General features: G+C 67.3%; 24 protein-coding genes. 10 read left to right on the forward strand and 14 right to left on the reverse strand.

Annotated features, from left to right (window positions below):
* Positions 1–13: 13 nt before the first annotated feature.
* The 4 genes from ACZK33_RS12985 (at position 14) to ACZK33_RS13000 (ending at position 3236) form a co-directional block, all read left to right on the forward strand.
* Positions 14–751, forward strand: a complete 738-nt coding sequence (locus ACZK33_RS12985) for an MgtC/SapB family protein (RefSeq protein ID WP_012511185.1) — start codon at positions 14–16, stop codon at positions 749–751.
* A gap of 253 nt (positions 752–1004) precedes the next feature.
* Positions 1005–2060, forward strand: a complete 1056-nt coding sequence (locus ACZK33_RS12990) for a sensor histidine kinase (RefSeq protein WP_423174048.1) — start codon at positions 1005–1007, stop codon at positions 2058–2060.
* A complete protein-coding gene (locus tag ACZK33_RS12995; RefSeq protein ID WP_125893554.1) occupies positions 2053–2694 on the forward strand; it encodes a response regulator transcription factor in 642 nt (213 codons plus the stop codon). The genes ACZK33_RS12990 and ACZK33_RS12995 overlap by 8 nt, the downstream gene beginning before the upstream one ends.
* The gene (locus ACZK33_RS13000; RefSeq protein ID WP_423174049.1) at positions 2691–3236 is read left to right on the forward strand and encodes a DUF1697 domain-containing protein; all 546 of its coding nucleotides are present in this window, start codon (positions 2691–2693) and stop codon (positions 3234–3236) included. The genes ACZK33_RS12995 and ACZK33_RS13000 overlap by 4 nt, the downstream gene beginning before the upstream one ends.
* Before the next feature lie 67 nt (positions 3237–3303).
* Here the strand turns inward: ACZK33_RS13000 and ACZK33_RS13005 are convergent, their stop codons facing one another.
* The 3 genes from ACZK33_RS13005 to ACZK33_RS13015 all read right to left on the reverse strand — a co-directional run bounded on the left by ACZK33_RS13005 (position 3304) and on the right by ACZK33_RS13015 (position 5825).
* Positions 3304–4248 carry an IS481-like element ISStma3 family transposase gene (locus ACZK33_RS13005; protein ID WP_478453434.1) on the reverse strand — a complete coding sequence of 315 codons (945 nt, stop codon included), beginning with the start codon at positions 4246–4248 and terminating at the stop codon, positions 3304–3306.
* 128 nt (positions 4249–4376) lie between these two features.
* The gene (locus tag ACZK33_RS13010) at positions 4377–5549 is read right to left on the reverse strand and encodes a low temperature requirement protein A (RefSeq protein ID WP_423175554.1); all 1173 of its coding nucleotides are present in this window, start codon (positions 5547–5549) and stop codon (positions 4377–4379) included.
* 9 nt (positions 5550–5558) lie between these two features.
* Positions 5559–5825: a hypothetical protein gene (locus tag ACZK33_RS13015; protein WP_423175553.1), complete on the reverse strand. Its 267-nt coding sequence runs from the start codon at positions 5823–5825 to the stop codon at positions 5559–5561.
* Positions 5826–6028: 203 nt separating this feature from the next.
* On the opposite strand from ACZK33_RS13015, the gene ACZK33_RS13020 reads away from it, so the two are divergent.
* The 4 genes from ACZK33_RS13020 (at position 6029) to blaL1 (ending at position 10870) form a co-directional block, all read left to right on the forward strand.
* On the forward strand, positions 6029–6553 hold the full coding sequence (locus ACZK33_RS13020; RefSeq protein WP_423175552.1) for an RNA polymerase sigma factor: 525 nt from the start codon (positions 6029–6031) through the stop codon (positions 6551–6553).
* Entirely contained in the window at positions 6550–7401 is an 852-nt protein-coding gene (locus ACZK33_RS13025) for a FecR family protein (RefSeq protein ID WP_478453437.1), read from the forward strand. Before ACZK33_RS13020 ends, ACZK33_RS13025 begins: the two co-directional genes overlap by 4 nt.
* Positions 7402–7472: 71 nt before the next feature.
* On the forward strand, positions 7473–9902 hold the full coding sequence (locus tag ACZK33_RS13030; RefSeq protein ID WP_423175549.1) for a TonB-dependent receptor: 2430 nt from the start codon (positions 7473–7475) through the stop codon (positions 9900–9902).
* Positions 9903–9997: 95 nt separating this feature from the next.
* A complete protein-coding gene (blaL1, locus tag ACZK33_RS13035; RefSeq protein WP_423175547.1) occupies positions 9998–10870 on the forward strand; it encodes a L1 family subclass B3 metallo-beta-lactamase in 873 nt (290 codons plus the stop codon).
* A gap of 128 nt (positions 10871–10998) precedes the next feature.
* Here the strand turns inward: blaL1 and ACZK33_RS13040 are convergent, their stop codons facing one another.
* On the reverse strand, positions 10999–11538 hold the full coding sequence (locus tag ACZK33_RS13040) for a DUF411 domain-containing protein (RefSeq protein WP_423175545.1): 540 nt from the start codon (positions 11536–11538) through the stop codon (positions 10999–11001).
* Between the two features lie 477 nt (positions 11539–12015).
* Entirely contained in the window at positions 12016–14301 is a 2286-nt protein-coding gene (locus ACZK33_RS13045) for an FdhF/YdeP family oxidoreductase (protein WP_423175544.1), read from the reverse strand.
* Positions 14302–14544: 243 nt separating this feature from the next.
* Here ACZK33_RS13045 and fdhD point away from each other — a divergent pair, with 243 nt between their 5' ends.
* Entirely contained in the window at positions 14545–15384 is an 840-nt protein-coding gene (gene fdhD / locus ACZK33_RS13050; RefSeq protein ID WP_032129466.1) for a formate dehydrogenase accessory sulfurtransferase FdhD, read from the forward strand.
* Between the two features lie 70 nt (positions 15385–15454).
* On the opposite strand, the gene ACZK33_RS13055 is transcribed toward fdhD, so the two are convergent.
* Entirely contained in the window at positions 15455–15991 is a 537-nt protein-coding gene (locus ACZK33_RS13055) for a carboxymuconolactone decarboxylase family protein (RefSeq protein ID WP_423175542.1), read from the reverse strand.
* Positions 15992–16097: 106 nt separating this feature from the next.
* On the opposite strand from ACZK33_RS13055, the gene ACZK33_RS13060 reads away from it, so the two are divergent.
* Positions 16098–16979, forward strand: coding sequence for an AraC family transcriptional regulator (locus tag ACZK33_RS13060; protein ID WP_423175541.1), 882 nt, complete (start codon positions 16098–16100; stop codon positions 16977–16979).
* Between the two features lie 93 nt (positions 16980–17072).
* On the opposite strand, the gene ACZK33_RS13065 is transcribed toward ACZK33_RS13060, so the two are convergent.
* The 8 genes from ACZK33_RS13065 to ACZK33_RS13100 all read right to left on the reverse strand — a co-directional run bounded on the left by ACZK33_RS13065 (position 17073) and on the right by ACZK33_RS13100 (position 23701).
* On the reverse strand, positions 17073–17633 hold the full coding sequence (locus ACZK33_RS13065; RefSeq protein WP_423175540.1) for a TetR/AcrR family transcriptional regulator: 561 nt from the start codon (positions 17631–17633) through the stop codon (positions 17073–17075).
* Positions 17634–17637: 4 nt separating this feature from the next.
* Positions 17638–19170, reverse strand: a complete 1533-nt coding sequence (locus ACZK33_RS13070) for an MFS transporter (RefSeq protein ID WP_423175539.1) — start codon at positions 19168–19170, stop codon at positions 17638–17640.
* Between the two features lie 152 nt (positions 19171–19322).
* A complete protein-coding gene (locus ACZK33_RS13075; protein ID WP_423175538.1) occupies positions 19323–20072 on the reverse strand; it encodes a hypothetical protein in 750 nt (249 codons plus the stop codon).
* A complete protein-coding gene (locus tag ACZK33_RS13080) occupies positions 20072–20686 on the reverse strand; it encodes a DUF3299 domain-containing protein (RefSeq protein ID WP_423175536.1) in 615 nt (204 codons plus the stop codon). The genes ACZK33_RS13075 and ACZK33_RS13080 overlap by 1 nt, the downstream gene beginning before the upstream one ends.
* Positions 20676–21227, reverse strand: coding sequence for a DUF3299 domain-containing protein (locus ACZK33_RS13085; RefSeq protein WP_012511204.1), 552 nt, complete (start codon positions 21225–21227; stop codon positions 20676–20678). Before ACZK33_RS13085 ends, ACZK33_RS13080 begins: the two co-directional genes overlap by 11 nt.
* 2 nt (positions 21228–21229) lie before the next feature.
* A complete protein-coding gene (locus ACZK33_RS13090) occupies positions 21230–22483 on the reverse strand; it encodes an ABC transporter permease (protein WP_423175535.1) in 1254 nt (417 codons plus the stop codon).
* The gene (locus ACZK33_RS13095) at positions 22476–23171 is read right to left on the reverse strand and encodes an ATP-binding cassette domain-containing protein (RefSeq protein WP_423175534.1); all 696 of its coding nucleotides are present in this window, start codon (positions 23169–23171) and stop codon (positions 22476–22478) included. Before ACZK33_RS13095 ends, ACZK33_RS13090 begins: the two co-directional genes overlap by 8 nt.
* On the reverse strand, positions 23168–23701 hold the full coding sequence (locus ACZK33_RS13100) for a ZrgA family zinc uptake protein (protein WP_071227990.1): 534 nt from the start codon (positions 23699–23701) through the stop codon (positions 23168–23170). Before ACZK33_RS13100 ends, ACZK33_RS13095 begins: the two co-directional genes overlap by 4 nt.
* Positions 23702–23713 lie beyond the last annotated feature (12 nt).

The raw sequence follows: 23713 nt of genomic DNA on the forward strand, positions 1-23713 counted from the left end.
AGGGAGAAACACAATGGACATCAATCCGAACCTGCCGGCGTTCAACGCCGGCGCGACCCTGAGCTCGTTGATCAGCCTCTCGGTGGCCTTCGTGCTTGGCACCGTCATCGGCCTGGAGCGGCAGCTGCGTCAACGCACCGCCGGTCTGCGCACCAATACACTGGTGGCGGTGGGTGCTGCCGTGTTCGTGGACCTGGCCGTGCGCTTCCACGACCTGTACGGCGGTCCGCCCTCACCGCTGCACGTGGTGGCCTATGTGATCTCCGGTGTCGGCTTCCTCGGCGCCGGCGCGATCATGAAGGACGGTGCGCAGGTGTCTGGCCTCAATACCGCCGCCACCCTGTGGGGCTCGGCGGCGGTTGGCGCCTGTGCGGGTATCAAGCTGCTGCCGGAGGCGGTGCTGGCGGCCGTGTTCGTGCTGGCCGCCAACACGCTGCTGCGGCCGGTGGTTAACCGCATCCAGCGGCAGCCGCTGCCGGAAGCCTTCAGCGAGGCAACCTATGCGATCAACGTGGTCTGCCAGCGTGAGCAGCAGGCCGAGGTGCTGGACCAGCTGTTGCTGCTGCTTGAGCAGGCGCACTACCCGGTACGCGCGGTGGACCAGCGCCCGTTCGGCGAGCGCGACGTGGAGATAGAAGCGGTGCTGTATGCCACCACGGTGGATGCCGGTGAACTGGATGCGGTGCTGGCCACGCTGGCGACCACGCCTGGTGTGCTGCAGGGATTCTGGAACGCCAGCCTGGAGGAGTAGTGCCGGCCGCTGGCCGGCAACATCGTGCACCGCTTGGTAGGTGCCGACCTTGGTCGGCACAGACCTGGGAAGTGCCGGCCGCTGGCCGGCAACCTCATAGACTCCGGGACGATCCTGCAGCTGCCGGCCAGCGGCCGGCACTACCAGGCATCGCTTTGGTGGGTGCCGACAGCACAGGAGCACGCCAAGCACGGTCGGCATCTGCCTGAGGCAGCTTTGCTATCCTTTCCCCCCACGCCCGGGAGCCGTTCCGATGCCATCGCTGTCGCCCCGTCGCCCGCTGGTGCTGCTGGCCCTGATCGTCGTGATGGCGGCGATCTTCCTGATCGACACCGTCACCGATTACGCGGTCGCCGCCGCCTGCTTCTACGCAGCGGTCATCCTCGCCGCATCGCGCGTACTCGCCGCGCGCGGGCTGATCAGCCTGGCCATCGCCTGCATCGCACTCACCGCCCTGAGCTTCTTCCTCACCCGCTTCGGCACCTACCGCATCGGCCTGGTCAACTCGGTGATCGGCATGCTGGTGATCGGCATCACCACCTACCTCGCGTTGAAGATGGAGGCGGCCAAGGCCGCGGTGCAGGAAGCACAGGGCCGGCTGCTGCGGGTGGCGCGCGCGTCGACCGTGGGCGAGCTGACCACCTCCATCGCACATGAAGTGAACCAGCCGCTGGCGGCCATCGCCAGCAGCGCCGAAGCCTGCCAGCGCTGGCTGGCGCAGGACCCACCGAACGTGGACAAGGCACGGCAGACCGTGGCCCGCATCCTGGCCGATGCCCATCGCGCCGGTGACGTGATCGCCCGCATCCGCGGCCTGACCCAGGGTGCGGCACCGGAACGACGCGCGTTCGACCTGAACCAGGCGGTGGAGGAAATGCTGGCGCTGTCGCGCAGCGAGCTCGACCAGCACGGCGTGGCCGTGGCCCTGCTGCTCGATGCCGACCTGCCGCTGGTGCAGGCCGACCGCGTGCAGGTGCAGCAGGTGATCGGCAACCTGATCCTCAATGCGGTGGACGCGATGGAAGCAGTGCCGGCTGCCGATCGCCGCCTGTCCCTGTTGACCCAACGCGACGGACAGCGGATCAGCCTCAGCGTGCGTGACCGCGGTGTCGGCCTGCCCGCCGATCATCCCGAGCGTGTGTTCGATGCGTTCTGGACCACCAAATCACACGGGCTGGGGCTGGGATTGAGCCTGAGCAGGTCGATGATCGAGGCCAACGAAGGCAGGATCCGAGCCGAGCGCCCCAGCGGCGGAGGTGCCTGCTTTGTGTTTGACCTGCCCGTTGCCACGGAACGCCGTCATGCGTAAGCCCGCTGCACCCGCCGCCGATCCAGCGCCCATCGTCTACGTGATCGACGACGATCCGTCGGTGCGCGCCGCGCTGGAAGACCTGCTCGCCTCGATGGGCCTGCAGGTACGGGCCTTCGCTTCCACCCAGGCGTTCCTCGAACACGAACTGGAAGATGCACCGGCCTGCCTGGTGCTGGACGTGCGCATGCCCGGCCAGAGCGGGCTGGAGTTCCATCGCACGATGGGCAGCCACGGCCTGCAGCTGCCGGTGGTGTTCATCACCGGCCACGGCGATATCGCAATGGGTGTCAACGCGATCAAGGACGGTGCCATCGAGTTCCTGACCAAGCCGTTCCGTGACCAGGAACTGCTGGATGCGATCCACAAGGGCATTGAGATCGACCGCCAGCGCCGCCGTGACGGCGAGGCGCTGGACGCCCTGCAGCAGCGCTGGAACACCCTCAACCCCGGCGAGCGCGAGGTGGTCGACGGTGTGGTGCGCGGCCGCCTCAACAAGCAGATCGCCGGCGACCTCGGGGTCAGCGAGATCACGGTGAAGGTGCGCCGCGCACAGGTGATGCGCAAGATGGGCGCGCGTACGCTGGTTGACCTGGTGCGCATGTACGACCGCTTGCAGGCAGGTTCCCCATGAGCGTGCATGTCGCGCTGCTGCGAGCAGTCAATGTCGGCGGTACCGGCAAGCTGCCGATGGTTGAACTGGTGGCGATGTGCGAGGACGCGGGCTTCACCGACGTCCGCACCTATATCGCCAGCGGCAACGTGGTGTTCCGCAGCGGACTTGACGAAGCCGGCGTGCGGAAGGCCCTTGGCCAACGGCTGCAGGCCTATGCAGGAAAACCGGTGGGTGTGCTGGTGCGCTCGGCAGCCGAGATCGCGGCGGTTGCCGCCGGCAATCCGTTCCCACATGCCGCCGGCAATCGCGTGGTCGCGCTGTTCGTTGATGAGGTACTGCCCGCCGATCCCTTGACCGGGGTGACCGGCCTGCGCGATGAGCAGCTGGCGCTGGGTACCCGCGAGCTCTTCGTCCACTATGGCGACGGCATGGCCGACTCACGCCTGCGGATTCCCTATGCCCAGCAAGGCACCGCCCGCAACCTCAACACGGTCGGCAAGCTTGCGGCAATGGCCGCCGCGCTCGGCCAGGTCACCGCAGACGGTAGAGGGCGGCGGTAGAGTCGACTGTCAGTCGACTATCGCGCGCAGCGCGGGATTTTCCGCAACCTTGTGGAAGAGCAGTCGACTAACTGTGTAAACCCACTACGTTGTTCAGCGGCACTCTTGAGATAGGTGGCTGGCCGCCGATCGCCATATGGGGACGGTGCCAGTTGTAGTAGTGCAGCCATTGGTTCAACACGGAATTGCGCTGGTCCGAGGATGCGTACTCGCAGGCGTAAGCCCACTCGCGCAGGCTGGTCTGGATGAAGCGCTCGGCTTTGCCATTGGTCCGCGGCGTGTAGGGCTTGGTTCTGATGTGCTTGATCCCAAGGGATTTGAGCAGCTTGGCAAATGCAGTGGAGCGATAGCACGCACCGTTGTCGGTCAGGATCCGCTTGAAGGTGATTCCCAGGCTGGCGTAGTACTCCAGAGCGCCCAGCAACGCCTGACAGGCGGTTTCGCCCTGTTCGTTGGGGTGGATGCTGCTGAAGGCGACCCGGGAGTGATCGTCGATGGCCACGTGGACGTAGCCCCAGCCACCGCCGGCGGCGTTTCCCCTGCGCTTGGCATCGGTTCTGTGCCCTGGCCGCTGGAAGTTGCCCAGCTTCTTGATGTCCAAGTGCAGCAGCCCTCCGGGCTGATCGTATTCGTATCGGATGACCTCCTTGGGCGGATCAAGCCGACACAACCGATTGAGGCCGTGGGCGCGCATCAGCCTTGAAATCGTACTGTGGCCGACCCCCAGCGCCTTGGAGATGGTCAGGTAGGTCTGCCGCTTACGGCGGTGCTCCTTGATTTGCTCGACTACCGGAGCAGGTGTGGCATGCGGCGTCTGGTGAGGCCGTGAGCTGCGGTTTTCCAGGCCCGGTGCCCCGAACTGGCGGAATCGGGCCAGCCACTTGTAGGCCGTACGCACACTTACGCCACACGCTTGAGCTGCTTCTTCCGGGCGTAGGCCCTCGTGGAGGATACGGCGGACCAGAAGCGCTCGACTAAACGGCGTCAAACGGGCATTTTTATGATTGTTCATCCGGGCTCTTTGGGGGCTGGAACGGTGTGGTAACCACCATTTTCCAAAGATGTCCCGGATGAACAACCTACAGAGAGATCACAACTAACAGTCGACTCTCCCCGGCACGGGCTGGATACCGGACAAGATCACGCCCGTTGCAGGCGGTGCTTCATTCGCGTATCCATCAACCCCACCGCCAGCAGCACCGCGCTGGTCAACCAGCCAGCGGTCAGCAGATGGGTCTGCGGCAATACGAAACCCATCACGCCCAGTGCCACTGCACCGATCAGATGCGAGTACGGTGCGCGCCCGTACACCACCCGCTTGTACAGCGCGCTGCCCAGCAGGTAGATCAACGGCCCGGCCACCAGCACGGCCGCATACATCGACGTCACCGCGGCATGCGGGTGGTCCATGACCAGGTCATTACCCACCGCCGTAGCGATGATCCCGGCGATCAGCAACGCGTGCACATAGTGGAAGTTGGCCCCCATCCGGCCCGGGTCTTCGGCATGGCTGATGGCCTCGGTGGCGTCGCGGCTGGAGATGCCGAAGTACAGCCACCACATGGCGATCGTGCCGGCGAAGGTGGCGAGCACTGCGGACACCACCGCCCCACTCCACTGTTCGACCTCGCTGAGCACGCCACCGGTCGCCAGCAACGTCTCGCCCAGTGCGACGATGACGAACAGCTGGCAGCGCTCGGCCAGGTGCCCGCCCTCGATGGTCCACTCGCGGGTGTGCGAACGGCCCATGCCCGGGAATGCAAAGCCGAACATCGGCGAGATGTATTCGCACGCCACCGCCACCGCCCACAGCGCCAACTGCGTATTGCCCTCGGCTGCCGCACCTGCCAGCCAGAAGCAGGCCGACACGCTCACCCAGGCCAGCATGCGACGGAAGTTCGGTGCCAGTGGGTGCGTGCGACCGACCTCCAGCAGCACGAAGGCGGTGCGCCCGACCTGCATGGTGGCGTAGGCCCCGGCAAACACCCAGGCGCGGTCAGCGAACGCCTCGGGAATAGACGAGGACATCAACAAGGCCAGCAGCATGGTGGCAAACAGCAGGCCACGGATGCGCGGTGCCTCCGGATCGAACCAGTTGCTGACCCAGCATGCGTACTGCCAGCCCAGCCACACCGCAAACCACAGCACCAGGGTCTGCAGCACGCCGGCCAGATCCAGGTGATGCAGCAGGTGGTGGCTGAGCTGGGTGACCGCGAACACGTAGACCAGGTCGAAGAACAGCTCTTCGTAGGTCACGCGCGCATGGTGGCCATCGCGCTGGCGCAGGGCCGGCAATCGCAGTCGTGTACTCATGGCTGTCCTTCAGCGCGCCAGGCGCCAGTAGAGCAGACCGGCCAGCAGGGCCGGCACCGCGAACACCAGCAGCAGGATCGGCAGTTCTTCGCGCATCCCGTAGCCGGCCTTGCTGACGCCCACCCACAGGTTGGCCACCGTCACCAGCAGCCAGGTGGCAATGAACGCGATCAGGGCCGCGGGCAGCTGTGAGGTGCCCACGCTCCACAGCCGCCCGAACAGCAGGAACACCCCAAGCAACACGACGCCACCCACCATCACCAGAAGCACATGCATGGTCCACCTCCTTGAGCCTGCAGGCAGGCTAGCCGTGGCCGATTCTGCGCTCCAGCCGATGATCGTGGATTCACTTTCCAGGCGCGGCGAACAATCGCCCTGATGATCGCGGCATGGCAAACGAGAACAGTTCCCATTAGTATTGCGTCATTGCGCAGGGATGACCTCCCGGCACCCGCCTTTCACCCTTGCTGCCCGTCCGGATGTCCCAGCCGACACCTCCCCGCCCACCTGCGCTGCCGCTGGTGACCTCGCTGGTGCGCCACTACGAGGAACTGGTGGACTACCTGCATCGCCGGTTCCGCTCGCCCGGGCTGGCCCGCGAAGTGGTGCACGATGTCTGTGTGCGCCTGCTGGAACGCCCGGCTGCGCATGACGCCCGCCAACCGATCGCGCTGCTGCGCAGGATCGCCCACGATGCGGCGGTCGACCGCTGCCGCGCCGAGGACCTGCGCCGGCACTGGGTAGAGCCCCGCGCCGAGCTTCCCGAAGGCGCCTGCGAGCGCCCCGGACCTGAGCGCCAGGCACAGGGTCAGCAGGCGCTGCAGCGGCTGACCGCCAGCATCGAGCGCATGCCCTGCCGGCGGCAGCAGGTGTTCATCCTGCACAAGATCCACGAGCTGCCCCAGGCCGAGGTGGCGCAGCGGATGGGCATCGGCCTGAAGGCGGTGGAACGTCATCTGCGCCTGGCCATGGCCGACTGCCGGCTGCACGGTGCGCTGCGGTGAGTCCTGCATCACCCGATCCGGCACCGCCGTCGGCGCCCGCCGAACCGTCCACCGAGGACACGCTCGATCAGCACAGGGAGGCGCTGAAGGAACGCTTCCCGTTGCCAGGCCCGGAACAGCTGCAGCGGCGCCGCGGTGGATCTGGCGCGAAACGGGTACTGCCGGTGCTGTTGCTTGCGGCCGGAGCGCTGCTGCTGGCCGACCCGGCCTGGCAGGTGCGTGACTACCAGACCGCCGTCGGCGAGCGCCGCGACATCGAGCTGCCGGACGGCAGCCGCGTGATGCTCGACGCGGGAACCCGCCTGCAGGTTCGTCGCCATCTGCGTTCGCGGCAGGTGCTGCTGGCGCAGGGCCATGCGCGCTTCGAGGTGCAGCATTCGGCGTGGCGCCGCTTCCAGGTCGATGCCGGGCCGGTACAGGTACGCAACTACGGCACGGTGTTCGATGTTGACCGCCAGGGCGATCTCAGCGAAGTCACGCTGTGGCGCGGCGAGGTCGGTGTCAGCGTGGATGGCGGCGGCACCGAGCAGCGGCTGAAGCCGGGGCAGCGCCTGCTGGCCCAGCCGGGGTCGCTGTCTCCGCCGGAAGCCGTGGATCCGGACCGGGCCGACTGGACCACCGGCCGGCTGCAGTTCGACCGCATGCCACTGAGCGAGGTGCTGCGCATCCTGCAGCGCTATCACGACCGTCCGATCGTGCTGGACGACCCAGCACTGGGTCCGCTGCAGGTGTCGGGTGTGTTCGATGCCGATCGTGCCGAGACGGCGGTCGCGCTGTTGCCGGAGATCCTGCCGGTCCAGGTGCATACCGCCGCCGACGGCAGCCTGCATCTGCGCGCCCGCGATTGATTGCCACGCCGAGGGTGGGTTGCGCGCCGTCCCATCCGGCAAGTGCTTGAACCCTTCCGAAGGACCCCCGCATGACCCGCCCTGTTCCGCCCGCCGCGCTGCGCCGGCTGGCCCCTACCCTGCTCGCCGCCTGCCTGTGTGCGGCGCTGCCCGCCACCGCGCAGACCGCTGCGTTCGCACCTGTCGAACTGCGCCTGCCGGCCGGCCTGCTGCAGGCTTCGCTCAACTCGCTGGCGCGCCAGAGTGGCATCCAGCTGCTGTTCGCTGCCGACAGCGTGAGCGGCCGCAACGCGCCCGCCCTCGACGGCCGCTACACCCCGCACGACGCCCTGCAGCGCCTGTTGGCCGGGCAAGGCCTGGCGATGCAGGAGCGCTCGCCGGGGGTGTTCGTGGTGAGTGCCGCGCCAGCATCGCCCAAGCCCCGCGCTCCGGCCCGGGCCGCGTCATCGGCAGCGTCCCCTGCCACGACCACGTCGCTGGCCCGCGTCACGGTATCGGCCTCGACCGCGCGCATGCCGCAGGGTGAGACTGCGATGCCCAACACCATCACCGTGCTGACCCGCGAGGACATCGCGCAGCAGCTGGCGCTGGGCTCGGATGTCTCGCGCGTGCTGTCGGCGCAGATCCCGGCGTTTGCCCCGGCGCGCGAGAAGATGTCCAACTACGGCGAAACCATGCGTGGCCGCGGCATCCTGTACATGGTCGACGGCGTGCCGCAGTCGACGCCGCTGCGCGATGGCTCACGTGATTCGCACACCATCGATCCGGCGATGATCGAACGCATCGAGGTCATCCACGGTGCCAACGCACTGCAGGGCATCGGCGGTACCGGTGGCATCGTCAACATCATCACCCGCAGCGCGCCCAGCGAGCCCGGTGCCTTCCTGCTCGACACCAACGTCAGCTACAGCTCGGCGCTGCCCAGCCGCCGTGATGACAACGGCCAGCGCGGCTCGGCACTGGTCGGCGTGCGCGGCGAGCAGTTCGATCTGGTGGCCGGCCTGGCCTATGAGAAGCAGGGCCTGTACCACGACGGTGAGGGCCGTTCGATCGGTACCAACGCGCAGGGCGAACTGATGGATTCGACCGCGTCGAACGTGTTCGCCAAGCTGGGCTGGAACATTGCCGAGGGCCACCGCTTGCAGCTGATGGCCAACCGCTACGAGCTGCGCGGGCTGGACAACTACCTGGCGGTGAACGGTGATTACCGCACCGGTCGCCCGACCATTTCGGTGCCCGGCGATACCCCGTTGGAGCCGCCGATGAACCGCTCGCGTTCGTTGACGCTGGACTACAGCGCCGCCGATCTGCTCGGTGGCCGCTTCCAGGCGCAGGCCTTCGCGGTGGACTTCGAAGGCCGCTATGGCGCCAGCCAGTGGGACCCGTGGGGCAACACCGGCGCCAACGCCGCCTGGGACCAGACCCAGAACGAATCGGACAAGCGCGGCTTCAAGCTGACCCAGAGCTGGGCCCGCATCGCCGACACCACGCTGGACGTGACCCTGGGCCTGGACGGCCTGCGCGACCGCACCCATCAGGTGCTGCTGGCCAGCAGCATGAACTGGGTACCGCAGACCACCTATCAAAGCCTGTCGCCGCTGCTGCAGCTGCACTGGTGGCCAACCGACCACCTGATGCTGTCCGGCGGCCTGCGCTACGAAAAGGGCGAGCTGGAAGTAGGCGACTACACCACCCTGCCCCGCTACGGCGCGCGCAAGGTGGCTGGCGGCAAGCCGACCATGAGCGAGACCCTGCCCAACTTCGGCGCGGTCTGGTACATCAACGATCGCCTCAATGCCTACGCTTCCTACTCCGAAGGCTACACCGTGGCCGACGTCGGCCGCGTGCTGCGTGCAATCAATCGCGACGGCCAACGCGTGGACAATCTGATTGATCTGTCACCGGTGGTGTCGGACAACCGCGAGATCGGCCTGGAGTACGACGATGGCCGTTTCAGCGGTGACATCGCCTACTACACCTCCGAATCCAAGCTGGGCTCGGTGCTGATCTACGATCCGGGCATCGACGCCTATGCGGTCCAGCGCCAGGCCACGCGCGTGGAGGGCTTCGAAAGCAACCTGCGCCTGCGCCTGAGCGACAGCCGGCTGGGCCTGGGTTATGCACGCGCCAACGGCCGCTACGATGCCGACGTCGATGGCCGCCTCGACAGCGACCTGGCCGGTGTCAACATCGCGCCGAACCGGCTGACCGCGTTCTGGGAACAGAGCTGGACACCACAGCTGAGCACCCGCCTGCAGGCCAGCCACGCCTTCGACCGCGACTTCGACCTGCGTGGCGCGCGGGTGGCGGAGTTCAAGGGCTACACCACGGTGGATCTGGTCGCACGCTATGCGCTGGACAAGCACGCCTTCACGCTGGGCGTGCAGAACCTGGCGAACAAGCAGTACATCAGCTATTACTCGCAGACCACACCGTCGAACCCAAGCTATTTCTCGGGCCGCGGCCGGGTGCTGACGCTGGGGTGGCAGTACCGGTACTGATCCATGGCGCCCTTATGGGAGCCATGAAATCTATGCGCGACGCCATGAAGGAGGCCCATGCTAGTTTCTGGGCCTCCTTCAAACGGACGTGAACCATGCGTTTTTCCCCGCTCGCCTTCGCCCTGGTCACTGCTCTCCCGATCGCGCACGCCAGTGGCGCCGAGACACCACTGCCGCAGCTGCGGGCCTACACCGTGGATGCTTCCTGGCTGCAGCCGATGGCACCGCTGCAGATTGCTGACCACACCTGGCAGATCGGCACCGAGAACCTGACCGCATTGCTGGTGCAGACCTCCGAGGGCGCCGTGCTGCTGGACGGTGGCATGCCACAGATGGCCGGCCACCTGCTGGACAACATGAAGGCGCGCGGCGTGGCCCCGCAGGACCTGCGGTTGATCCTGCTCAGCCACGCACACGCCGACCATGCCGGGCCGGTGGCGGAGCTGAAGCGCCGTACGGGCGCCAAAGTAGCGGCCAACGCCGAATCGGCGGTGCTGCTGGCGCGCGGTGGCAGCGACGATCTGCACTTCGGCGATGGCATCACCTACCCGCCTGCCAGTGCAGACCGCATCGTGATGGATGGCGAGGTGGTCGAGGTGGGCGGCATCGAATTCACCGCGCACTTCATGCCGGGACACACCCCGGGCAGCACCGCCTGGACCTGGAGCGATACCCGCGAGGGCAAGCCGGTGCGCATCGCCTACGCCGACAGCCTGAGTGCACCGGGCTACCAGCTGCAGGGCAACCCCCGTTATCCGCACCTGATCGAGGACTACAGGCGCAGCTTCGCGACGGTGCGGGCGCTGCCCTGCGATGTGTTGCTGACCCCTCATCCGGGTGCCAGCAACTGGGACTACGCCTCCGGCAGCAAGGCCAGCGCCAAGGCACTGACCTGCAAGGCCTACGCGGATGCGGCCGAACAGAAGTTCGACGCACAGCTGGCCAAGGAAACAGCCCGCGCCCGCTGATTCTGTAGAGTCGAGCTTGCTCGACTGAAGCAGAGCAGTCGAGCATGGCTCGACTCTACAAAGAGCACGCCGAGGGTGGGCTCGGCTCTCCGAAGGGTGCCGGTCAGGACGACCGGCACCCCCGACCATCAGCCGCCCTGGCCGTGCTGCGCGAACGGCTCGGTGGTGCCATCGGTGCGCACCAGCTCGACGGTATACGGCTGCACGTAGCCGTCCGGCATTTCCATGCCCGGCGAGCCGGCCGGCATGCCCGGCAACACCAGGCCGCGCGCTGCCGGCCGCTCCGCCAGCAGTCGCTTGATGTCCTCGGCCGGGATATGGCCTTCAACCACGTAGCCACCGATCTCGGCGGTGTGGCAGGAGGCCTTGCCGACCGGCACACCCAGCCGGACCTTGATCGGGTTCATGTCATCGGTATTGCGTACATCCACCTGGAAGCCTTCGGCCTTCAGGTGGTCGACCCAGATACCGCAGCAGCCGCAACTGGCGGTCTTGTGCACGATGGCAATGGGCAGTGCCGGATCCACCTGCGACGGGCTGGCCTTGATCGGTGCCGCCGGGGCTTGGCTGGCAACCGGTGCGGCAGGCGATTCTTCAGCTGCACGTGCGCAGGCGGTGCTGGCCAGCACGGTGCCCAGCAGCAGACCGAGGGAGAGAGAACGGTTCATGGTGTTGATTCCTTTGCAGATGCGGGCAACGCGGCCCGCTGCCTGCGCATCGAAGGCACAGGCAGAGTCGAGAATGAGTCGAGCAGCTACGGCAGGCGCTTGAGGCCTGCACGGAATCACACGATGGGAGGCCGTAGCGGATCCGGCAACGGCGGCGGTGCGCGTTGCTGGGCGCTGGCTGGCAAAGGCGCCTCACGCCAGGGTGACGCCGGCGTTCCGCTCAGGGTGGCCAGCATGCCGACGCTGGCCGGCGGGCATTCGCACTCATTGCTCTGGCAGACCGTAGATGCTGCCTCGTCACAGCACCCGGCCATGGCAGCGGAGTGCGGCGCGGCGCAGTGGTCCGCGCTGGACTGCGCCGCGTACGAGGATGAGGCAATCGCAAGCGCCGGTGCGTTCAGCACCAGGGCAAGGAGGAGCATCCATCGCAGCAGCAGGCCAGGCAGGTTCACCGGACGATGATAGCCGATGAACGCATCACGCAATCGCCTCGGCCATCGCCCGCATCCGCACCGGAATCGACTTGGCCGCCGGGGTGCCGCTGACCCGATCGTAATAGTCCAGCGGCAGCAGCGGGTTCAACTCGGGGTAGTAACCGGCCAGCGCGCCGCGCGGCATCGGGTAGTCCAGCACGGTCAGGCCCTCGATGCGCCGGTTCACGCCGTCGCCGCTGATCGTCTCCAGGCTGACCAGCGCTTCCTTCTCCAGCCCACGTGCCAGCCGGTCCTCGATGTTCATGAACAGCACCATGCGATCGTTGTACACGCCGCGGTAGCGGTCGTTGTAGCTGTAGATGGTGGTGTTGTACTGGTCGTGCGAGCGCACTGTGGCCAACCGCAGCATCCCGGGGTCGTCCACCGGCGCGTCCACGTGCAGGCCTGGCATCACCAGGATGTTGGCCTTGCCGTTGGGCGTGGGCCACACCCGACGGCTCGGTGGAATGTCCAGGTGGAAGCCATGCGGCTGCTGGATCCGCTCGTTGAAGCCGGTGTAGATCTCCGGATACACCGCCGCAATCAGCTCGCGGATGGGTGCGTAGTCATGCATGCACCCCGCCCAGTCGACCTTGCTGTGCGGCAATGTTGCCATCGCCATGCGGCAGACGATCTCGACCTCCGGGAGCACGTCCGTGCTGACCGGCTCGAGCACGCCGCGCGAAGCGGTCACGTTCGACATCGCGTCCTCGATGGTGACGAACTGCTCACCGGCCGGCGTGACGATGCGCTCCGAACGTGCGACCACCGGCAGGATCAAGGCATCGCGGCCGTGTACCAGATGACCGCGATTGAGCTTGGTGGCGATGCCCACCGTCAGCTCCAGGCCACGCATGGCCTCGTACGCGCGCGGTGTATCGGGCACGGCGTGGATGAAGTTGCCGCCCATGCCGATGAACACCTTGGCGCTGCCGTCCAGCATCGCCTCGATCGATTCGACCACGTGATGACCGTGCTCGCGCGGCGGATCGAAGCCGAATACCTGCTGCACGCGGTCCAGATAGGCCGGCTTGGGTTTCTCGTCGATGCCGACGGTTCGGTCGCCCTGCACGTTGGAATGGCCACGGATCGGCCCGATGCCGGCGCCGGGCTTGCCGAAGTTGCCACGCAGCAACAGCAGGTTGGCCACCTGCTGCAGCAGGGTCGAACCATACTGATGCTGGGTCAGGCCCATGCCATAGCAGATCACCGTGGCCTTGGAGCGGATGTAGATCTCGGCGCAGCGGCGGATCTGCGCCTGGGTGATGCCGGAGACCTCCACGATCTCGTCCCAGTCCTGCGCCAGCACGTCTTCGCGTAGCGCCTCCAGGCCCACCGTGTGTTCTGACAGGAACTCATGGTCAAGCACGCGCTCGCCCTGCGCTTCGCGCTCGAACATCACCTTCATCATGCCCTTGATCAGGGCCAGGTCGCCGCCGATGCGGATGTGCACGAACTCACTGGTGATCTCGGTCGAACCGAACGTGGCCATCTGCACCATGTCCTGCGGTTCGGCGAAACGGATCAGCGCACGCTCGGGCATCGGGTTGACCGCCACGATCGGGATGCCGCGTTTGCGCGCCTCGACCAGGTTGCTCATCATCCGCGGCGAGTTGGTGCCGGTGTTCTGGCCGATCACGAAGATCGCCTCGGCGTGCTCGAAATCCTGCAGCACGATGGTGCCCTTGCCCACGCCGATGGCCGGCGGCAGGCCGCGACTGGTCGGCTCGTGGCACATGTTCGAGCAGTCCGGGAAATTGTTGGTGCCGAACTCGCGCACGAAGATCGAATACAGGAACGCGGCTTCGTTGGGCGTGCGGCCGGAGGTGTAGAACTCGGCCTGGTGCGGGCTGTCCAGCGCCTGCAGATGACGGCCAATCAAGGCGAACGCCTCGTCCCAGCTGCACGGCACGTAATGATCGGTGGACGCGTCGTAGCGCATCGGCTCGGTCAGCCGGCCCTGCATCTCCAGCCAGTAGTCGGTCTGCGCCATCAGCTCCGTGACCGTGTGCTGGGCGAACAGCTCGCGGCCAGCACGGAACTGGGTGGCTTCCCAGGCCAGCGCCTTGGCACCGTTCTCGCAGAATTCCAGTTTCTTGCGTTCGTCGGCATCGGGGAACGCGCAGCTGGGGCACTTGAAGCCACCGGGCTGGTTCATCGCCAGCAGCGCCTTCGAGCCCTTGCCGATCACACTCTGCTGCAACAGCACCTTGGCCGTGGCGCCGGCGGCACCCCAGCCACCGGCCGGCTGGTTGTAGGGCTTGTAACGCGGCGGCTTCTGCTCGGACATGTTCGGGAACCTGGCGGGAGGAGCACAACAATCAACGGCGCGGGATGGGCGGGATGCGGCGTCTGCAGCGCGGCCAGCCCCGCAGTCAAGCACGGACAAGGCCGCTTCGCCAGAGGCAGATGCTGTTTTCAGGGCAGCCTGCCATGACAACGGTTACACCCGCGTCAGCGCCTGGCCACTGCGCTATTCTCGAAGCCGTGGGTGGTCCACCACCTGCGTATTTCCCTTGCCCGGACGCGCTGCATGCCTGACTCGACCCCGCCGCACACCCCGCCTGCCGGCACGGCCCAGCGCCCGTTGCAGCGCTGGCGCAGCGAGGGGCACCAGCAGCAGGTCGACGTGGTGGCCGAGGAAGTGCCGGTTGCACTGCGCTACAACGGCGCCGCCTTCGCAGTGATGATGGCCACGCCCTGCGACCTGGAAGACTTCGCGCTGGGTTTCTCGCTCAGCGAGGGGCTGATCAATACGCCCTCGCAACTGCTGTCGATCGAGGTCCGCCCGCAGCTGGAGGGCATCGAACTGCAGATGACCGTTTCCGAAGACGCACCCGGTGCCGATCTGGATCCGGCCAATGGCCGCCTGCTGCCCGGTCGCGGTGGCTGCGGCCTGTGCGGCACGCGCCAGCTGGAGGATGTGCTGCGCCCGCTGCCGCAGATCCGCGAGCGCCGCACCTATCCTCATGCCGCGTTGCAGCGGGCGCTGGCCACGCTGGCGCAGCATCAGCCGATGAATGCGGTGAGTGGATCGACGCACGCCGCGGCCTGGGCCGATGCCAGTGGGCGCATCGGCTGGGTGCGCGAGGATGTGGGCCGTCACAACGCGCTGGACAAACTGATCGGCGCCCTGCATCACAACGAGCACGCCATCGACGGTGGGTTGCTGGTGATTTCCAGCCGCGCCAGCTATGAGATGGTCAGCAAGGCGATACGTGCGGGTGCCAGCGTGCTGGCAGCGGTGTCGGCGCCGACCGCGCTGGCGATCGACCTGGCCCGCAGTGCCGGACTGTGCCTGGTCGGATTCGCGCGGGAGAGCGGGTTCAATGTGTATACGCACCCCGAGCGGCTGCAGGCGGACGACAGGTAGCGCCGACCACCCCGTCTGCTCCATTTCGACCGGCCCGGGCGGCCCATTGCCACCCGGGCCAGACCGTACCTCAGCGCAGCGCCACCTTCGGGAAGTCCACCTGCACGTCGAACGCCACGTTGACGTAGTTGGTGAACAGGTTGAGCGCCACATGGGCGAGGATCTCGACGATCTGCTCGTCATCGAAGCCGGCTGCGCGCAACGCCTGCACATCACCGTCGGTGATCTGTGCACGCTGCTCAACTACCTTCAGCGCGAAGTCGAGCGCCGCCGAAGTGGCCGGATCACTGGACTGGCCGATCTGCGCGGCGGCCATCTGCTCGCTGCTGGCGCCGGCCTTGCGACCCAGCGCCGTGTGCGCGGCCAGGCAGTATTCGCAGGCATTGCGGTTGGCGATGGCGACGGCGATCTGCTCGCCCAGCAGCGGCGACAGGCGACCGCCGCCCAGTGCGCCGAACGAGCCCCACATGCTCTGCAGCGCGGCCGGCGAGTTGGCCACCGCGCGGAACATGGCCGGAGTGGCGCCGAACGCGGCGTGGACCTGGCCCAGCAGGGCCTGGCGGTCGGCGGTGGTGTTGGCGGCATCGATCAGGGGGACACGGGACATGGTGGATCTCCTTGGGAAAGCGCCCGGGATTGGACGACCCGCTCATCCTAGGTAGACTTATTGGACGAATCAGGCCGCAGAAGCCACATTTTTTGTCCATACGTCCATGAGCATTTCCCTCGACACCACCGCGCCCGACCGCCTCTCCTCTCTGCTGGAACGCTTCCGGGTGCAGGCCGCGCTGTTCCACAGCGGTCCGCTGTGCGGGCGCCATGTCTTCGAGCCGCAGCCCGGTCGTGCGTTCCTGCACATCCTGCGCCAGGGTGAGATGGAGGTCCGCCATCCCGATGGCGATACCGCGCTGCCGCGGTTGAAGATCGACACCCCGAGCCTGCTGCTGTACCCGCAGCCGCTGCATCATGTGTTCTTCAATGCGCCGCTGGATGGCCCCGACTTCACCTGCGCCACGCTCGACTTCGATGGTGGCGCGCGCAACCCTATCGTGCAGTCGCTACCGCCGGTGATGGTGGTGCCGCTGGCCGCGATCAGCGAACTGGACGACACCCTGCATCTGCTGTTCACCGAGGCCGACCGCCAACGCTGCGGTTCGCGGCTGCTGACCAACCGGCTGTTCGAGGTGGCGCTGATCCAGATCCTGCGCTGGGTGGTCGATCATCCCGATGCGGCCGGGGTCAGCCACGGGCTGATGCGCGGGCTGTCCGACGCGCGGCTGGCACGCACGCTGGTGGCGATGCACCAGGCGCCGCAGGACGAATGGACGCTGCCGCGCATGGCGTCGACCGCCGGCATGTCGCGTAGCGCGTTCGCAGCCGTGTTCAAGGAGGTGATGCAGGCGACGCCGGCAAGCTATCTGCTCGACTGGCGGCTGAGCCTGGCCTGCGCGCAGCTGCGGGCAGGTGTGGCGGTCAAGCAGGTGGCGATCGAGGTGGGGTTTGCCGATACCGCGTCGTTGTCGAAGGCGTTCCGCAAGCGGTTGGGGGCGTCGCCCAGGGCGTGGTTGGCGGCGAGCGCAGCGCAGGCTGGGTAAATGGATGAGGGGTAGAGTCGACCGCTGGTCGACTATCGCGCGAAGCGCGGGATTTCGTGGTCAGAGCGAAGAGCAGTCGAGCATGGCTCGACTCTACAAGGGCGGTGACCCGTCGGGCTTCGCCAGCAGCCCGGCGATGCGCTCGGCCACCTGGGCGCGCACGCCTTCATCCAGCTGCCCTTCGTACATCGCCTCGTAGATCCACAGGCCATCGGCGGCCAGCCGTGCCACGAAATTGTCGAGCGCGGCCGGGTCATTCTGCCCGGCCGACGGCGGCAACGGCGCCCAACGCCGGACCGCCGGGCCCCAAGGACGCTCGTCAGCATCAGGGTCGGCCGATTCGAGCATGAACATCAGTTCGGCACGGGTGGCGCTCTGTGCCGAGACGCGCACGAAGGTCTGGTAGCGCTCCAGCGCCGATGCTTCCTCCGCACGCTTGCCCAGCAGCGATTCCATCGACGTCTCCCAGGCCTGCACCAGGTGCTCGTCGATGCCGCGCAGCAGTGCCTCGCGCGACGGGAAGTGGTACAGCAGGCCGCCACGGGTCAGCTTGGCCTCGGCGGCCACCGACTCGAAGGTCACCGCGCGCACGCCGTCACGATTGATCACGTTGACGGCGGCGTCGAGGATGCGGTCGCGCTTGCTGGTTCTCATCGCGTCATTTTACGCGATCGGCCGCACCCTCGCGGCCACCGACGCGCCCCCGCAGCAGGCGCGCGATGATCGCCGCACCCACTGCCAGCACCACCGTGATCACCAGCAGCACGATCTGGTAGCCACGGTCATATGCGGCCGCAGCCAGCGCGAACCACTCGCCCTGCCCGCTTTCGCGTGCGGCATGCAGCGCCTGCGTGAAGCCCTCTCGGGCAAGCTCGGGCATGTCCGCCGAGACCGGCAGGAAGGCACCGTACATTGCCGCACTCAGGCTGCCCAGCATCGCCACCGCGAGCAGGCCACCAAACTCGTAGGACACCTCTTCCACCGACGAGGCCATGCCCGCGCGGTGCGCCGGTACGTTGTTGAGGATGGCAGTGGACGCCACCGAGATGGCCGAGCCCATGCCGAAACCGGTGATCGCCATGCCCGCCACCACCCAGCCGAGGCCGTGCGGGAAGCCGAACGCCACAACACCGACACCCACGGCGCCAGCCGCCAGGCCACCACAGATCAGCGGACGCAGGCCCACGCGGTGCAGGATGCTGCCGCCCAGCAGTGCACTCGGCAGGCTGCCCAGCGCCGCCACCGATACCAGCAGGCCTGCCTGCAGCGGTGTGAAGCCCGCCACCAGCTGGAAACGCTGGGTGGTAACCAGCTGCAGGCCGGCCATCGCGAACAGGGTGAACACCGCCGACAGCGTGCCGGCCAGGAACGCCGGATTGCGGAAGATCGCGAAGTCCAGCAACGGGTACGGCAACTGCTGCTGGCGACGTGCGAACGCCGCGCCAGTGACGACGGCCAGCAGCAGCGCGCCTGCGCCCAGCGCATACGACGGCGGCGTAGCGATCAGTGACTTGATCGCCAGCACCAGGCCGGACAGCGCCGCCAATGCCAGCAACGAAGACACCAGATCCCACGGCCGCGAGGTATCGCGCTGGCCTTCCGGTGCCAGCAGCAGCGTGGCCACGAATGCGACCACCACCACCGGCACGTTGATCAGGAACACCGAGCCCCACCAGAAGTGCTGCAGCAGCCAGCCGCCGATGATCGGACCCAGCGCTGCACCGACGATGGCCACCGAGCCCCAGATCGCGATGGCAATGTTGCGCTCGCGCTCTTCGTGGAAGCTCAGGCCGATCAACGCCAACGTGGCCGGCATCATCGCGGCCGCGCCGATCGCCAGGAACGCGCGCGCGGCAATCAGCTGCGCCGCTGTACCAGCGAACGCCGCTGCCAGCGAGGCGATGCCGAACACCACCAGGCCGATCAGGAACATGCGGCGGTGGCCGATGCGGTCGCCCAGCGTGCCCGCGCCCAGCAGCAGGCCGGCCATCACCAGCGGATAGGCGTTGATGATCCACAGTGCCTGGCCGGCACTGGCCGAGAGTTCCTCGGTGAGGGTGGGCAGTGCGGTGTAGAGCACGGAGTTGTCGAGCGTAACCAGCAGCAGGCCGGCGGCGACGGTGAACAACAGCGCCCAGCGACGGGCACGCGACAGGGCCGGAGCACCGGCCAGGGGCTGGGACAAAGCCATGGGAGAACCTGGTGGGGGTGGAATACGGTCATAACTATACCGGATGTCCTGTATAGTTATGACTTTCGGAATCCACCAGTTCAGGGTCTGTAGGGGCAAGTCTGCTTGGCTGAACCGCCAGCCAGGCATGGCCTGGCTCTACTGGTAAACGCTTATCGGCAGTCTTCCGGCAGCGCGGCAATCGCCGACACCACCGCACCCTGCATGCCCTGCCCCACGGCCATGTCCAGTTCCCCGCCCGTTCCCCCATGCTGGCGCCGCAGTTCGTCCTCGCACAGCCCACGCACCCGCGCACGCGCATTGGCGCGCAGGCTGCTGCATCGCCAATCGGTGCCACCCAGCGGCAACACCGAATACACCACGCTGTTGCAGGCGTTACCGGCCCGCTGCTGCAGCGACAGGCCGCCGAAATCACGCGGTTCGCTGCTGCGCAGCGGATCGAAATAGCTGTCCGGGAAGGTGCGCGCGTACTGTTCGATGTCCACCTGCATGCTGCGCCCACCGGCCAACGGCATCTGCAGCGGCTGGCCACAACGCGTGGCGTCTGCACGATGCTGGATGTACTGGTAGATCGGCCGGTCCAGCGTTGGATCCTGCTGGGTCACCGCACTGACCGCCGCCAACACCGGCAACGATGCACGATTGGCCATGCGCGCCAGCAGCCCCGTCTGTGCCGGCTGGCAGCGGTCGCGCAACGTTGCCGCCAGCAGGAACAGCACATCATTGCGAAAGGCGTGGTCTTCGCCGAGGCGTTGTTCGATGCGCTGGCTGGCATCGGCTGCCGGTGCCGGAAACGCGACCGCCGGAGGCTCCGGGACTACGGCGCGCTGCTGCCAGCACACCGCCAGCGCCACGCCTGCTGCCGCCAACACCACCACAGCGATGATCCAGCGCGCACGCATCAGTTGTGGATCGCCGTCAGCGTCGCCGCTGCGGCGTCGTAGGACGCGCTGGCGATATCCGCATCGAAACGCTTGACCTGCAGGCGGCCGGCAAGCCGGTATGGGTCCCACAGGTCTCCCAGTGCGATCGGCGTGGCCAGGGTCACATGGATGATCTGGTTCGGTGGCGGTGGCGGCACATGGATGCAGGCCCCGTAGAACGGCACGAACAACAGTTCCTCGACCAGTCCCGCGTCGTTGGTGCCTAGCGGCACCACGTAGCCATCCAGGTCAACGGCGCGGCCATCGGCGGCATCGACCACCTGCGAAGAGCCGAACTGCTTGGCGCGATCCGGGCTGGAATGGTCGATCTCCTGTCCCGGTGGCGTGCCCGAGCCGGTGTCGTCGATCAGCCCGCCCACCCCGTCCATGCCATTGCGTGACAGGCCGATCTGCGGCGGCGGACGCTGGTAGGTCACTTCGTCGGGCCGCAGTGCATCCCAGCGGTCGATGGGTGCCTCGGTCGTGGCCGGCTGTGCCGGTGCTGCGGCGCCGATGGTGGCTCCCCCACCCGCCTGCGTACACCCCAACAGGCCCAGGCAGCAGGTCAGTCCGATCAGGACGCTACGGTTCATACGGCCTCAGCTGCGCATCGCGCATGGTGTAGGCGGAGCCGGCCAGATCATCGTCCAGCCGTTCGGCACGCAGGGTACCGGCCAGGAAGAACGGCGAATACATGTCCGGCATCTCGATCGGGCGCGGCAGCACCACGTGCACGATCTGGTTCGGCGGTGGCGGCGGCACATGGATGCAGGCGCCGTAGTACGGCACGAACAGGAATTCGGTCAGCCGCCCGTCCTGCGCGTTGGCCAGCGGCACCACGTAACCCGGCAAGCGCACCGGCCGCTGCAATACGGTGTCCACGGTGCGGAACGTACCGAACTGCGGCATGCGCCGGTTGCCGTTGTGCTCGACCTCCGGCCCCTCGCCCCGCTCCAGCGCCGCCAGTTCTTCCTTCGGCATCATCTGCAACCAGTCCAGTTCCTGTTCCTCGGCAGCTGCCGGGGCATCGCGATCGACCACCGGTGACGGTGGCAGCGCCTGCACGCCGGTATCGACCGGGCGTTCGCAGGCGGTCAGCACCAGCAACATTGGCAACAGCGGCAACCAGCGCATGCTCAGCCCCCGGGTGACAGGCCATCGGCCAGCGTGCGCCGATAGGCCAGCAGCGCCGGTACCAGGCCGGCCACCGCGCTGATCGCCAGCATACCCGCCACCCACGCCAGTTCGCGGCCATCCGGCCAGATGTGGGTGATCGGCAGGCCGAAGCAGGCCAGCGCCCAGCCACGCCCGGCCAGGCTGGCCACCACCAGTGCGGCCAGTGCGAGCACGCAGGAAAGCGCGCTGGTCGCCACCGCCTCCACCACCAGCAGGCTGGCGATATAGCCAGGGCGTGCACCGATGGCACGCAGCACCGCCATCTCGCGCCGGCGCTCCTGCAGGGTCGAGACCAGCAGCGCCACCAGCGAGACCATGCCCAGCAGCACCACCATCGCACTGATCAGCTGCAGTGCCCGCTCGGCGGTGCCCAGTGACTGCCACAGCTGCTGCAGGGTCACGCCGGGCAGGATCGCCAGCATCGCCTCATCCGGATACTCGTTGATCCTGCGCTGTACCGGGAACGTGGCGATGCGCGAATTCAGGCCAAGCATGAAGGCGGTGATGCTGGTCGGGGTCAGGTCCAGATGGCGCGCCTGCTCGGCGCTGACGCTCTGGCTGCGCAGCTGCACGCCGGAGCGCCAGTCGACGTGGATCGCCTCGATGGCCGGCAGCGAGACCAGCACCGAGGAGTCGACCGGCGTGCCGGTGCGCTGCAGGATGCCGGCCACACGGAACGGCTTGTCGGCATGCGTTGCCAGCGTGACCGCGCCGGTGCCGTGCGCCAGCACGATCTCATCGCCGATGCCGACCTTCTGCGCGTGCGCCACCTCTGCGCCGATCACGGCGTCGTACAGATCGTCGAACGGCCGCCCCTGCGCAAATGCCAGCGCATGCCCCGCGCCGTAGCGGTAGTGCTCGAAATAGCCGCCACTGGTGCCGACCACCCGGTAGCCGCGCCACGAATCGCCCAGCGACAGTGGCACCGCCCACTTCACCTGCGGCAGCGAGGACAGCTCCTGGTAGGACTGCCAGGATACGTTGTTGGTCGGGTCGCCGATGTGGAACACCGAATACAGCAGCAGGTTCACCGGCCCGGAGCGGGCACCGACGATCAGGTCCGTGCCTGAGATGGTGCTGGCAAAACCTTCATGCGCCTGCGTGCGCACGCGCTCAACACCGAGCAGCAGCACCACGCTGAGGGTGATCACCAGCACGGTGAGGCTGACGCTCAATGCGCGGCTGCGCAGGCTGGCCCAGGCAAGCTCAAGCATGAGTGCCACCTGCGTGATTGATCTGCGACACCGCGATGGTGCGGTCGAACAAGGGCTGCAGGCTTTCATCGTGGCTGACCACCAGAACCGTGGTACCGGCGGCCCGGCACTGTGCGGACATCAGCTGCAGGAAGGCGGTCGCAGCTTGGCGATCCAGCGCCGAAGTCGGCTCGTCGGCCAGCAGTACTGCGGGGCGGCCGATCAAGGCGCGTGCGGCGGCCACGCGTTGCTGCTGGCCGACACTCAGGGTACCGGCCGCACGCTTGGACAACGCCGGATCCAGCTGCAGCGCTTCCAGCAGGCGCAGGATCTCGTCGTCCAGCGGCCCGCTGATGCGCTCACTGCGCACCGGAGAAAAGCGCAGGCCAAGCGCGATGTTGTCGCGCACGCTGAGGAACGGCAGCAGGTTGAACTGCTGGAAGATCACGCCCAGGTGATCGGCACGGAAGCGATCGCGCGCGGCACCCTGCATCATCTGCAGCGCGTGACCCGCCACTTCGACGCGCCCCCTGCCGGGTAGCAGGACGCCGGCCAGCAGGCCGAGCAAGGTGCTCTTGCCGCCCCCGCTCACTCCACGCAACAGCACGCTGCTGCCCTGCTCTATCAGCAGCTGCGGGATATCCAGCACCAGGCGTGTTGCGTAGCCGAACTGCACATCCTCCAGGGCGATCACCGCTGGCGTGCTCACGGCGCCAGCACCACGCGCAGGTTGTCGGCACTCAGCACGCTGCGGTCCTGGCCGTTGGCCGTCGCACTGTTGACGATGACTTCGTGCAACCCGGGGAACAGCACCGGCAGGCGCACGACCAGGGCGCGCAGTGCACTCGGATTCGTGCAGCGATACTGCAGGTTGGCAGTGAAACCGGCGTGGCGATGCTGCCCGGCCGCTGGCACAGCGGCGGTCGCAGCGAAGCCTTCGGCACTGGCGTCACTGCTGGCCAGGCGGCAGTTGGCGGCGGTGGGCAGGGTCACCCAGCTGCCGCCCTTCAGCAATGCCGTGGCGCGCGACAGTGCCGCCTGCTCGGTCGCGTTGGCGGGCGGCCGCTCGAAATCAAGAATGCCGATACCCGGCGCCTGCAGGGCGAACTCCAGCGTTCCCTGGTCGAGTGCGAGATCAACGGTGGCCTGGCCGTGCACGTGTGGCGCGTGCTGGCGTACATCGTGTGCCTGGGCCGCGTTGGCAGCCAGCAGCAGGAAAAGAGCAGCAGGAAGCTTCATGGGGGAGACTCC

Source organism: Stenotrophomonas sp. 86156_Sma (assembly GCF_056481625.1).

Excerpts from the sequence above, each read along its gene's own strand:
- ACZK33_RS12990 (WP_423174048.1), top strand. The coding sequence starts at position 1,005 with ATGCCATCGCTGTCGCCCCGTCGCCCGCTGGTGCTGCTGGCCCTGATC.
- fdhD (WP_032129466.1), top strand. The coding sequence starts at position 14,545 with ATGCCTGACTCGACCCCGCCGCACACCCCGCCTGCCGGCACGGCCCAG.
- ACZK33_RS13080 (WP_423175536.1), bottom strand. The coding sequence starts at position 20,686 with ATGAACCGTAGCGTCCTGATCGGACTGACCTGCTGCCTGGGCCTGTTG.
- ACZK33_RS13020 (WP_423175552.1), top strand. The coding sequence starts at position 6,029 with ATGTCCCAGCCGACACCTCCCCGCCCACCTGCGCTGCCGCTGGTGACC.
- ACZK33_RS13090 (WP_423175535.1), bottom strand. The coding sequence starts at position 22,483 with ATGCTTGAGCTTGCCTGGGCCAGCCTGCGCAGCCGCGCATTGAGCGTC.
- ACZK33_RS13010 (WP_423175554.1), bottom strand. The coding sequence starts at position 5,549 with ATGAGTACACGACTGCGATTGCCGGCCCTGCGCCAGCGCGATGGCCAC.
- ACZK33_RS13000 (WP_423174049.1), top strand. The coding sequence starts at position 2,691 with ATGAGCGTGCATGTCGCGCTGCTGCGAGCAGTCAATGTCGGCGGTACC.
- ACZK33_RS13040 (WP_423175545.1), bottom strand. The coding sequence starts at position 11,538 with ATGAACCGTTCTCTCTCCCTCGGTCTGCTGCTGGGCACCGTGCTGGCC.
- ACZK33_RS13060 (WP_423175541.1), top strand. The coding sequence starts at position 16,098 with ATGAGCATTTCCCTCGACACCACCGCGCCCGACCGCCTCTCCTCTCTG.
- ACZK33_RS13100 (WP_071227990.1), bottom strand. The coding sequence starts at position 23,701 with ATGAAGCTTCCTGCTGCTCTTTTCCTGCTGCTGGCTGCCAACGCGGCC.
- ACZK33_RS13005 (WP_478453434.1), bottom strand. The coding sequence starts at position 4,248 with ATGAACAATCATAAAAATGCCCGTTTGACGCCGTTTAGTCGAGCGCTT.
- ACZK33_RS12985 (WP_012511185.1), top strand. The coding sequence starts at position 14 with ATGGACATCAATCCGAACCTGCCGGCGTTCAACGCCGGCGCGACCCTG.
- ACZK33_RS13015 (WP_423175553.1), bottom strand. The coding sequence starts at position 5,825 with ATGCATGTGCTTCTGGTGATGGTGGGTGGCGTCGTGTTGCTTGGGGTG.
- ACZK33_RS13045 (WP_423175544.1), bottom strand. The coding sequence starts at position 14,301 with ATGTCCGAGCAGAAGCCGCCGCGTTACAAGCCCTACAACCAGCCGGCC.
- blaL1 (WP_423175547.1), top strand. The coding sequence starts at position 9,998 with ATGCGTTTTTCCCCGCTCGCCTTCGCCCTGGTCACTGCTCTCCCGATC.
- ACZK33_RS13030 (WP_423175549.1), top strand. The coding sequence starts at position 7,473 with ATGACCCGCCCTGTTCCGCCCGCCGCGCTGCGCCGGCTGGCCCCTACC.
- ACZK33_RS13075 (WP_423175538.1), bottom strand. The coding sequence starts at position 20,072 with ATGCGTGCGCGCTGGATCATCGCTGTGGTGGTGTTGGCGGCAGCAGGC.
- ACZK33_RS13085 (WP_012511204.1), bottom strand. The coding sequence starts at position 21,227 with ATGCGCTGGTTGCCGCTGTTGCCAATGTTGCTGGTGCTGACCGCCTGC.
- ACZK33_RS12995 (WP_125893554.1), top strand. The coding sequence starts at position 2,053 with ATGCGTAAGCCCGCTGCACCCGCCGCCGATCCAGCGCCCATCGTCTAC.
- ACZK33_RS13055 (WP_423175542.1), bottom strand. The coding sequence starts at position 15,991 with ATGTCCCGTGTCCCCCTGATCGATGCCGCCAACACCACCGCCGACCGC.
- ACZK33_RS13065 (WP_423175540.1), bottom strand. The coding sequence starts at position 17,633 with ATGAGAACCAGCAAGCGCGACCGCATCCTCGACGCCGCCGTCAACGTG.
- ACZK33_RS13070 (WP_423175539.1), bottom strand. The coding sequence starts at position 19,170 with ATGGCTTTGTCCCAGCCCCTGGCCGGTGCTCCGGCCCTGTCGCGTGCC.